This window comes from Colwellia sp. (assembly GCF_013214175.1).
Taxonomy (GTDB): domain Bacteria; phylum Pseudomonadota; class Gammaproteobacteria; order Enterobacterales; family Alteromonadaceae; genus Colwellia.
The window spans coordinates 133,375-143,774 of the sequence record NZ_JABSPA010000011.1; the positions used below are offsets into that span (position 1 = coordinate 133,375).

Annotated in this window: 6 protein-coding genes; all 6 read right to left on the bottom strand. The window is 39.5% G+C overall.

Features of this window, described 5'->3' with window-relative positions; genetic code table 11:
* Positions 1-1,829, bottom strand: a 1,829-nt coding sequence (locus HRT55_RS19875) for a S8 family serine peptidase (protein ID WP_291624075.1), incomplete at its 3' end; no start/stop codon positions are given.
* Between the two features lie 333 nt (positions 1,830-2,162).
* Positions 2,163-2,666: a peptidylprolyl isomerase gene (locus HRT55_RS19880; protein WP_291624076.1), complete on the bottom strand. Its 504-nt coding sequence runs from the start codon at positions 2,664-2,666 to the stop codon at positions 2,163-2,165.
* Positions 2,667-2,842: 176 nt separating this feature from the next.
* Positions 2,843-3,742: a DMT family transporter gene (locus HRT55_RS19885; RefSeq protein WP_291624078.1), complete on the bottom strand. Its 900-nt coding sequence runs from the start codon at positions 3,740-3,742 to the stop codon at positions 2,843-2,845.
* 71 nt (positions 3,743-3,813) lie between these two features.
* Positions 3,814-7,674: an AAA family ATPase gene (locus HRT55_RS19890; RefSeq protein ID WP_291624080.1), complete on the bottom strand. Its 3,861-nt coding sequence runs from the start codon at positions 7,672-7,674 to the stop codon at positions 3,814-3,816.
* Positions 7,671-9,269, bottom strand: coding sequence for an exonuclease SbcCD subunit D C-terminal domain-containing protein (locus HRT55_RS19895; protein ID WP_291624081.1), 1,599 nt, complete (start codon positions 9,267-9,269; stop codon positions 7,671-7,673). Before HRT55_RS19895 ends, HRT55_RS19890 begins: the two co-directional genes overlap by 4 nt.
* A gap of 347 nt (positions 9,270-9,616) precedes the next feature.
* Positions 9,617-10,096, bottom strand: a complete 480-nt coding sequence (locus tag HRT55_RS19900) for a DUF6174 domain-containing protein (protein WP_291624084.1) — start codon at positions 10,094-10,096, stop codon at positions 9,617-9,619.
* Positions 10,097-10,400 lie beyond the last annotated feature (304 nt).

The window sequence follows — 10,400 nt, forward strand, 5'->3', positions numbered from 1 at the left end:
GCTTCGACCATACTGTCACTGTCATAGCTATAGGGCACATCGATGGTTGCCACTGAGGTGGGTGAGGAGGTTATAGTTGGGGCTTCACCGGGGATGTTTCCCGTTATTATGATACTTACTAACTGTGAGGCACCATTTAACAAATTGTTTTTGTGAGATATTTCTAGTTGATATACGCCAACTACTGGAGATTGTATTACTATTTGTTCAATATTATCTCGAAAATTATCTCCGGTGCTAGCAGGGTTTTGAGGTGAAAGAGGATCTAAGACCCAAGGCATAAATATTTGTGAATTAGGAGCCGTAACTCTTAAATCAAGATCATTTACTAACATTAAGTTAGTCGGATCTACGCTTAACGCTACAGGTAGCCCAGGATGATCGGTCCATACAATTGTTACTTTAATTGGAGAATTATTAACGCCATTTACATTCAAGTTTATCGTATTGCCATCAAACAGTTCTACTTCATGTATATGCTCTGTAGCTAGAGATAATGCTTCTATGGATATTATCGAAGCTGCACTGCTTGTGTTTAATAGCCCCCAACCGTGAGTGTAATCTGGACCTAGAGCAGCTCCAGCTTCGTCCGCAGTATGAATAACAAGTGCTTTTAACGTTGCGGAACGATATTTACTTGAAAATAAGTTTTCTGCATGTTGTGATAACAACGCAAGGGAACCAGAGACAACAGCTGAAGACATTGAAGTACCCGAATAAATAGCATAAGAAGAGTTATTAGTAGCCACGGGAGAAAACAAATTTATTCCGTTAGCGACAATATCAGGTTTAATACGGCCGTCATCCGTAGGCCCCCAACCACTAAAATAATTAATACTTATGTCATTTACCGATTGATAACCTCCAATAATGTCTGACACAGACCCTATCGTAAGAATATTTTTCGCTGAAGCCGAACCACCAGCAATGCTGTCAAAACCTGATGCACCTCCATCAGCAGGGTGAACATCATTTCCAAGAATAAAATATCCTAAATTTCCATCAAAGTGCCAATGTTCATCAACCCCTTGTTCGTTTCTGTCATTACCTGCTGATTTAACTATAAGGTACTCAGGTGAAAGGTAAGCAATTTCATCCCATTGCATAGAGCTATCGTCATAAAATCCGAATAGTGGATCTTCTATAGAGCTTGTATTAACATCACCAAACCAAGCCCAGCGATTATCATTAAAAAAATCAAAAAACCAACCAGAAATATAGCTGTAAGAGTGATTAGAAATTGTTATGGGTTCTGTATCAAGTTGTGCCTGTGTCATTTCTAAGGTATCAAAATTAAATTCGTAGCTTTTCAACGTACTTTCGAAAGCCATTCCTTTTGCCGATGGGTTAATGCCGAACGCTACCATAGTACCCGCTACGTGGGTACTATGGTTACTTACACTTGCTTGATCAATAATATCAATGAAGTTTAGAAACTCTTGGTGAGTTTCATTTATGCTACCACCATCCCAAATGCCTATCACTTGGTTGAAGCCTGATAAATTTAGGCCTAGGCTACCACCAGACCATACTTCATCGCTCGAAACGGTATCAGCAGCGTTAAGGTTGTCTGTTTTATAATATAAAGGGCGATTACCTCTAAACCTTTGCAATACAACCTCTTGATTTAAGATGTTTTTCCCCCTAATTGGCAAGCCTAACATCTTAGCTTTATTTACTGTATTTATACTTTCATTTTTAAAGTTTGATTGGTGTTGTAAAGCAAGTCTTTGAAGGGAATAGTGTGGAGTATCAGGTTTATTTTCTTCTGACATCAGGAATGGAGGTATTAACAAAGTAACTAGTATACCAACATTGGTTAACTTCATGGTAGTTGCCTCGTTAAATTAGTCATAATATAACCAATCACTATCAAGAATAAGTATAGACTAATCTGTGCACGCTAAATTATGGTGGCATCCAGACTATAATGCGCACTTTCCAGACTGTGCGATTAACCCAAAATTTATAGGTAAACCTGAGAGATCAAGTTTGAGCGTTTTTGCTTTTCTTATGGTTAATCAATCTCGTAATATATGAATAGTCGCATATAAAAAAGCGCTAAGCAGTTAAACTGCTTAGCGCTTTTTTTATAGATTAGTTATCTATAATTTTGTAAATCAGCTTATCAACGACCAAGATTGACTCACCTGACTTTTATACTAGTGGTCGTGACCACAGCTGCTATCAGCACTGTGCACATGGCCATGTTTAACTTCTTCGTCAGTCGCTTCACGTACGTCAACTACGTCAATATCGAAAGTAAGCACTTTACCTGCTAATGGTGGGTTGATATCAACAGTCACCATGAACTTGCCAACTTTAAGCACAGTAACTTGGCGTTGACCTTGCTCTGTATGTACTGCTGCGGTCATGCCTTTTTTCCATTTAGCGTTTTTGCTTGGTAAACCTTGTAAGTGTTTAACAGGTACACGTTGCTCTAAACCTTCTTGGTAAGGACCGTAAGCTTCTTCTGGTTGTAAAGTTACTGAAAACTTATCACCTGTTGCTTTACCCGTTAAAGCTTTCTCTAGGCCAGCTAAAGTATTGTTAGCGCCATGTAAGTAAGTTAAAGGCTCATGACCGTTTGATGATTCTAATTCTTCACCCGCTTCATTTTTAAGGGTGTAGTGAAAGTGAGCAACGGTTTTTTCAGCAATTTTCATAGTTATCTCTTCTTTAATACTTCAGTTTGATACTCATAAGAGTAAAATAATATTTTCTTTAATAGTGTGCAGTTTACCCTGCTTTAGTCTTTATTTAAAATAGTTTAAATGACTTTAGTGCCTAAGCAAGTCGATTTATGCCCGTACTGCTTTTCCATATAACTATATGCATATGGTTATGCCCACAAGAGTAAGATAACAACACTTAAGACAATCAAGAACATACCTGCATATTCTTTTAAGGTGATGGTTTCTTTGAATACTCTATAAGTTAGCGCCAAAGTAATAAAGAACTCAACTTGTCCCAAGGCTTTGACATAAGCGGCATTTTGAAAACTCGCCGCGGTAAACCAACCGATTGAACCTAGTACACTGGTAATACCAACAAATAGACATAAGCGCCAATGTTTAAGCATTAAAGGTAATTGTGCTTTATCTTGCAGGCTGATATAAATCAGAGAAATGACCGATTGCACTGTGATCATAAACACTAAAGTAACGGCAGCGCTGAGCATTAAGTCAGTATTCAGTGCTAAACTCGACTCTCGAATAAGCAAAGTGGTAATCGCCAAACCTAGGCCCGCAGCTAAGCCATACCCCATACCAATTAGACCTTGGGAGTCAGCTAAAATATCTCGCAGCCTATATTTCACTTTCGATACTAAAAACACACCAGCTACACCGACAACAACACTGAACCAGCCTAAACCAGAAAGCGTAGCGCCAAAAAATAAAGCGCCAACAATGGCTACTTGAATGGCCTCGGTTTTAGCTAAACTGGTGGCGACAGCAAAATTACGGTAGCGAAAAGCCGCTACTAAACAGGCGGTGCCCCATATTTGCATCACACAAGCGATGAGCGCGTATTGTAAAAATGAGTTATTGAGCGCTGGTACTGCAAGCTGTTTAAAATCAAGCATCCACCAGAGGTAACACCAGGCAAATGGTAAGGCATACAAATAACGTACACCCGTTGTTGCCATTGAGTTAAGTTTAGTTGATAACTGTTTTTGTCCTGCGGTTCTTACCGCCTGCATAGTCGCCGCTAACAGCGTAAAATAAATCCAAATTTCCAACGAAGTATCCCTACCTATTATTTCTTATTATTTATTTAAAGCTTAAGGCTTAGTGTTGGTCGAATATGCGGTCACTCAGTAATAGTCTCGGCATGAAACTCATACTGCTTATCTAAACTACTAACGCCCAAGCCACTGAGTTTTCTTACTTTAATCTGTACACCAATACGCTCTTTTAACGCCTCAACATGACTAATAACACCAATCATTTTGCCACTGGCGTTTAAATTATCCAGAGCGTCAAGCGCTACTTCCAGCGTATTATTATCTAAAGTGCCAAAACCTTCATCGAGAAATAATGAGTCGATACTGGTTTTATTACTGACTAAATCAGAAAGCGCCAAGGCTAGCGCCAAACTTATCAAGAAGCTTTCACCGCCCGATAAAGTTTTAATATCGCGAGCGGTATCTCCTTGCCAAGTATCAACAACTTCTAGAGCTAAGGTATCGCTTTGCTGACATTGCAGTTGATATCGACCAAATAATCTATCTAGTTGTGCATTAGCCAGATGAACTAAATTAGCCAAGGTTAAACCTTGCGCGAACTTTCTAAATTTGGCACCATCGGCCGAGCCAATTAAAGCATTTAAATGACTGAGATCATCCAAAGAAATTTGCGCTTGTTTTATTTTCTCAAGTAGATTTTTTTGCTGACTTTTATTGGTTTTATCATGGCTGATTTGTTGACCAAACTGACCCATTTTTTGCTGGCACTGTTTGAGCTGATCTGACAGTTTGATTAAGTTCATTGAAATGGATTGTTCATCAAAATCACCCGTGCCAGTTTCGCTTAACTTAGCCTTTTGTTCGTGCAATTCAAGCGTTACTTTTTCAGCTTGCGCGAGCAAAACTTGCGCTTGTTTTTTACTATCACGAAGCTCGTCGGCAAGCTTACTCAGTTGCTGTTTTTTATCGCTACTAAGTAGTGCTGCTAAAACCTGTTGCTCATCGGTAAAATCACTGGCAGACATTAGCTTTTGCCAATCACTGTTGGCGCTGTCATTTTGCTTAACCACACTTTCTAACTGTGATTTGGCAGTATTTAACTGGCCTTTATTTTCCTGCTGCGCTGCTATTGCTGCCTGATGAAGACGTTTCGACTCTTCAAGCGCCTTATCACTAGCTGCGCGCTGCGTTGTTATACTTTCTCTCAATATAACCGTATTTTGTAAGCTAGTATCGGTAATATCCAGTTCGATGAACAAGTTAACACGTAATGTATTTTGAGCCGTTATTTCACTTTCTTGCAGATTTAACTGCGCTTTTGCTTGGTCATGTAATTGTTGCTGCTGCTCAACTTGTTGTTTCAGTAAACCCAGCTTTTGTTCAAGGCGAGTTAAGTGCTCTTGTGCTGCTTGCTGACTACTAACAATTTGTTGATAATATTGTCCCTGTTGCTGTACTGATTTCAGCCAGCTTTCATCAATACATATCGACTGAACTTGGCTGTCTTCACCAACACTTACCGGAACAATAGGTAAAGCAATTTTATTCTCAATGCCTGTGCCATTAATGTCTGCCAACAATTGTCCATTCAGAGTGACAATTGCCTGTTGCTCTACTGCTAAATTATTGGCAGTTTTTGTCTTAAGATCACCTTGGGATTTACCCTGTTCTTGCAACAAATGTAATTGATTTATCTGCGTAGATAATTGCTTGTCACCTAAGGTAATCTGCTCTAAATTTTGTTGCTGAATTTGACTGTTTTCCTGCAGCGCTTGTTGCAAGAAAAGTAACTCTTCAAGTTGCTGACAGGCAGTGTTTAATTGCTCATTTATAGCTTGCTCAGCGTGAGTATCAGCTAAGACAATTTGATTAACATTTAACGACTGCCAGTTTTGTCCGATGTTATCTTGCTCGTTAGTTATGCCTTGTATGCGGTCATGCTGCATAGCAAGTTGCGCGGTTAAATTCGCTTGCACACTATTAAGCGCTTTACCTTGTTTTTCTAATTGAGATAACTCATCTGTCAATATGGATAAGCGCTTTTGGTGTTCATTACTATTAAGGGCTTGATAATCATTTATCGCTGGATGTTCTAATGAGCCACACAAAGGACAAGCGTCATCTGCTTGAAGTTTTGCTCTGTGTTCACTGAGCGCCATAATAGTTTGCTGTTGAGCCAGTAAGGTTTCAACATCTTTTTTCTGTTGATGATTAGCACTATAACGCTGACGTAATTGAATTAGCTCTTGCTCTGTCGATTTGAGCTGTTGATTATCTTTTACTTGCTGCTGTGACAACGCTTGTTGTTCATTTGCCAACACATGATAACGCTGCGCTAACTGCCCGGCTTGCTTTAAGGTTAGTTGTTGGCTTTGGCTATCAACAACAGCTTGATTAAGAAGGCCATTGGTTAGCTCTGTGGTATTACCTTCAACACCATTCGTGGCTTTATCATCCAAGTCGCTAGCAACAATGGCCTGAGCGGTTTGGCTGTTTTGCACCAGTTGCTCAGCTTGAGTGATCATTGCTTGCTGTTGGTTATTGAGCCTTAATAACTCGCCTTCACTATGGGCAATCTGCTGCTGTTGTTCTTGATGTTGAGACTGTAACGCTACTAACGTTTGCTCAATGTTACTTTGCTCAGTTAATAAACCCTGCACACTCGCTTGTTGGTGAGTTAATTGCTGATATTGATTTTGCCATAAGGGGTGTTTTTCCGGCATTTGTTGCAATGCATGGCCCTTAGTTAAAGACTCTTGTTGCTGCACTACAGTTTGCAATGCTTTTTCTTGCTCGGTTTGCACCTTTGCTAGAACATCGACATTAACCGTTAGCTCTTGGCTCTGCGTGGCAACAGTATTTTTAGTTTCTTGCCAAGCTGCTTGTTGATGAGTAAGTGCATGATCAAGGGGCTCGATTTTTTCCAGTAATACTTGCTCAATAACTTTCCGCTCTGCTTCTGCGGAAATTTGTTTGCTTGTTAGCTGAGTTAACGTGGTATCACTGGCTACAACGGCTTGCTCCAGTGCAACTAACTGCTCTGTTTGACTAGTCACTTGCTGCAAGTTTTGCTGATATTGTTGACGATAATGCACCATTTGCTCATAAGGCGCGCGCAACGGTTCAGCCAAGGTCGACTGAAAGAGTAAATCAAGATCGCTTTTTGCTAACTGCTCTTGTGCTTCAACACTGGTTAACTGCTGTTTTGCTGCATTTTGTGCTTGCTCATTAGCAGAAAAACTCGCACACCAATTCTTTACTTTTTGCGCCTGCTGTAATTGCGCAGTTAACTGCTTTTCTTCGCTGGTGGTATGGGCAAGTTGTTGCTCAAGTTCACTCACTTGCTCTTCATCAAGTAAGGTAACGCCTTGGCTCTGTGCTTGTAATAATTTCAATTCATCACTGGCACTACGATGATCATCAAACACTTTTTGTGAGATATCACCGTAAATTTCGGTACCGGTAAGTTGCTCGAGTAATTGCGCACGCTCATTTGGAGGGGCATTTAAGAAGGCGGCAAACTCACCCTGAGAAAGCATCATTGATTTAGTAAAACGTGAAAAGTTCAGCCCGGTTAAATTGCTGATATCACTGCGCACTGTTTTAAGCTTATCTGACACTATGGTGCCATCGAGTTTAGCTAACTCTGCAACAGGCTCTAATAAATTGCCATCAAGCTTATTACGAGCGCGTTTTTGACTCCAAAAGGCTCGATAACCTTGGCCTTTCACTTCAAATTCAACCTCTGCCATACAGTGGCTGGTATGGCGTGTCATTAACTGGTTTTGTTTTTTAGAGACAGTTAATCGTGGCGTTTGATGATAGAGCGCTAAACAAATAGCATCGAGAATGGTGGTTTTTCCTGCGCCAGTAGGTCCGGTAATAGCGAATAAACCACTGTTATCGAAAGGTGCGGCACTAAAATCTATTTTCCAACTGCCTTTGAGAGAGTTGATGTTCTCAAAGCGTAAACTTAAAATTCTCATAAATTGTCTTGCTCAACCTCTTCAACCTTGCCATTAGCGCTATCACTAACATCGACATCACTTTGCTCTTGCTGTTCTTCTTTGGCTGACGGTTTAGTGTCTTGGTTTTTGTCGTTATTTTTCTCTTTATTTTCCTTTGTACTGCTATCAGTACCGACATTAGCCTCAACAGAGGGTTTTTCTTGTTTGCCTGCCAAAGATAATTCAACAGAAAGTTCGGTAAATAACTGCTTTAAGCGCCCTTTACGCGCTACTTCTTCCTCAGTTTGCCAATCAAGTTGTGACAAACGTGAATCAAATACTTCCGCTAAAGATAACTCACTTAAGGTACTGTTATCTTGCTGTGACAGTTGTGCTTGACGACGTTGACGCGCTTTTTTACAACGACGAACCAATAACACTTCAAACGGCATATCAACTACGAGTTCACTGACTCGTTGTGATAAATCACTCAAGTGGTCGCCATTATCAATTTCGATATCAAGCCAAGCTTTGCTCTTTATCCAAATTGATAGCGGCAAGTCATTTTCTTGCTCAGCTTTTGATTTAAACAATTCAAACTCTGCCAATGTCTCTTTTAAGCTGGATTCAAGTCCATCGACGGATGTTTTCACCATATATAAGGGTTGAAAACGCGGCACAATAATATCTTTAACTTGAGATAACTTACCGGAGATAAACTCAACCATAAGTACGCGTTTATCTTGTTTAGCTTCATCAAAGCTTAGCGCTATTGGTGAGCCACAATAACGAATATGCATCGATTTCGCCACTTGTTGCGCTCTATGGATATGTCCTAAAGCAATATAGTCTGCCGGCGGAAAGGCACTAGCTGGAAAGGCTTCTAACGAGCCAATATAAATATCTCTAACCGAATCACTTTTACTGTCATTTATCGACACACCAAGGGCGGTTAAATGTCCTGTAGCGATAATAGGCAATTCTTCGCCCTGCTCTAGTTCTGTCGCCAATTCTTTACTTAAACGTGCTGATAAATGACGCGCGTGTTGATAAAGTGCTTGATAATGATCACTTATCGCTTGTTGCAAACTTTGCTGCTTATCGCTGGCAGACTGCCCTGCGCGGCTTTTAATGACATCTCGTGGACGGACAAATGGAATGGCGCAAATAATGGCCGTTGCTTGTCCTTTGGCATTCATTAACGGAAAGACCTGCTGTACCAATGCGCTATTTCTTTCAGTAAAATCAGAACTTTCAGCGTTTTCATTCTGCTTAACGGCGAGTTCATCTTCGCTAATAGATACGGGGATAACTTGAGTGATAACACGGGTAGATAAACTAGCTAATACCGCTTGCGACTCTGACAACATGGCAACAGAGTCATGGTTTCCGGCCAAAATTATTAACTGGCAATCGGTAACATGTAGCTTGGCGATAAAATCAAAATACATTTCACGGGCGTAGCTTGGTGGTGTTGAAGTATCAAAAATATCACCAGCAACAATAATGGCATCAATATTATGGATACTAACTTGTGCTAACAACCAGGTAAGAAACTGTTGATGTTCATTGGCGCGGCTTTTGCCGTAGAAATATTGGCCAAGGTGCCAATCTGAGGTATGGATAATGCGCATAAAACGGTAAGAAAACTGTGCAATGAAGAAGTGCCGTTAGTGTACCTGAACAAGTAAATTAAGTGTAGTGACTGAAGTGATATCCGATAACTTGAGATATTAATTACGACTCAAGCATTCAATTAGATGGAGCGATAATAGTGCGGAATGCAAGCGACCAATAGCTCCTAATGATTAGTATGATAACCGACGAAATTACTTGTTTCATCTATGTATTAACTGTTTTCTTTTAAAAGAAGACATTATAACTCTAAATTAATGAGCCGGGATCGGTGTATTTAACTTGACGTGAGATCATACCAACGCCTGAACAAACGGTTAGCAGTCCATTTGATTGGCTTATAGTTTTATTGAAAATTTGAGACCCTATTAAAAATAGCATCACATTCGTTATCACTTTTATCAACAAAAAAACTAATAGGGTAACCAAGATTACTATCAAAGGTTGGTAATTCACTACTATTTTTATTATTAGAGAACTGAATTGCTTGTCCATGAACCAATCCTAATTGGTATGAAAAAATGTCATTAATAGTTACTGCATTTTCAACATCAGCAATTTCACTTGTACCTGAATAATAAGCCGAAACTACAACTCCATCCTCAACATTAATATCTAAAGCGGGTAATTCATCAGCTGTAGGACAGTCTCCGGGACTGCGTTGATAAGTAAAGGAATAATCAATAAGAGAATTTTGCTTCCATTTATTTTGATTTTCTAAAATAACAGATTGTACATCTTCAATATTAGTCAAGGAGGTTTTTTTATTGTCATCACAAGAAATTATGGAAAATATTAGAAAAACACTTAGTAACCTTAAATTCATAACAGATCCTTCTTAAAAATATAACTCCCTATTAATGACTTCAATATAAAGAATCAACCATCCACATATCAATGACTCACATAGTAAACAGCAAAGCCTTGAACTTTGTTTGTAGCAGATGTGAACACATCTATTGTTTATACAATATCACTAAAACGTCGCTATATACCACAAAAGAGACATTAACATTTAACCTGCAATATTGATTTGGATTAGGTTTTGTATTGATAGACACAATGACTCCCCACGAGGTGCTAGCCTCTGACCGTGGGTTAGTTTTACAAACCAGAGCCATAATATATGT

Excerpts from the sequence above, each read along its gene's own strand:
- HRT55_RS19895 (WP_291624081.1), bottom strand. The coding sequence starts at position 9,269 with ATGCGCATTATCCATACCTCAGATTGGCACCTTGGCCAATATTTCTAC.
- HRT55_RS19880 (WP_291624076.1), bottom strand. The coding sequence starts at position 2,666 with ATGAAAATTGCTGAAAAAACCGTTGCTCACTTTCACTACACCCTTAAA.
- HRT55_RS19900 (WP_291624084.1), bottom strand. The coding sequence starts at position 10,096 with ATGAATTTAAGGTTACTAAGTGTTTTTCTAATATTTTCCATAATTTCT.
- HRT55_RS19890 (WP_291624080.1), bottom strand. The coding sequence starts at position 7,674 with ATGAGAATTTTAAGTTTACGCTTTGAGAACATCAACTCTCTCAAAGGC.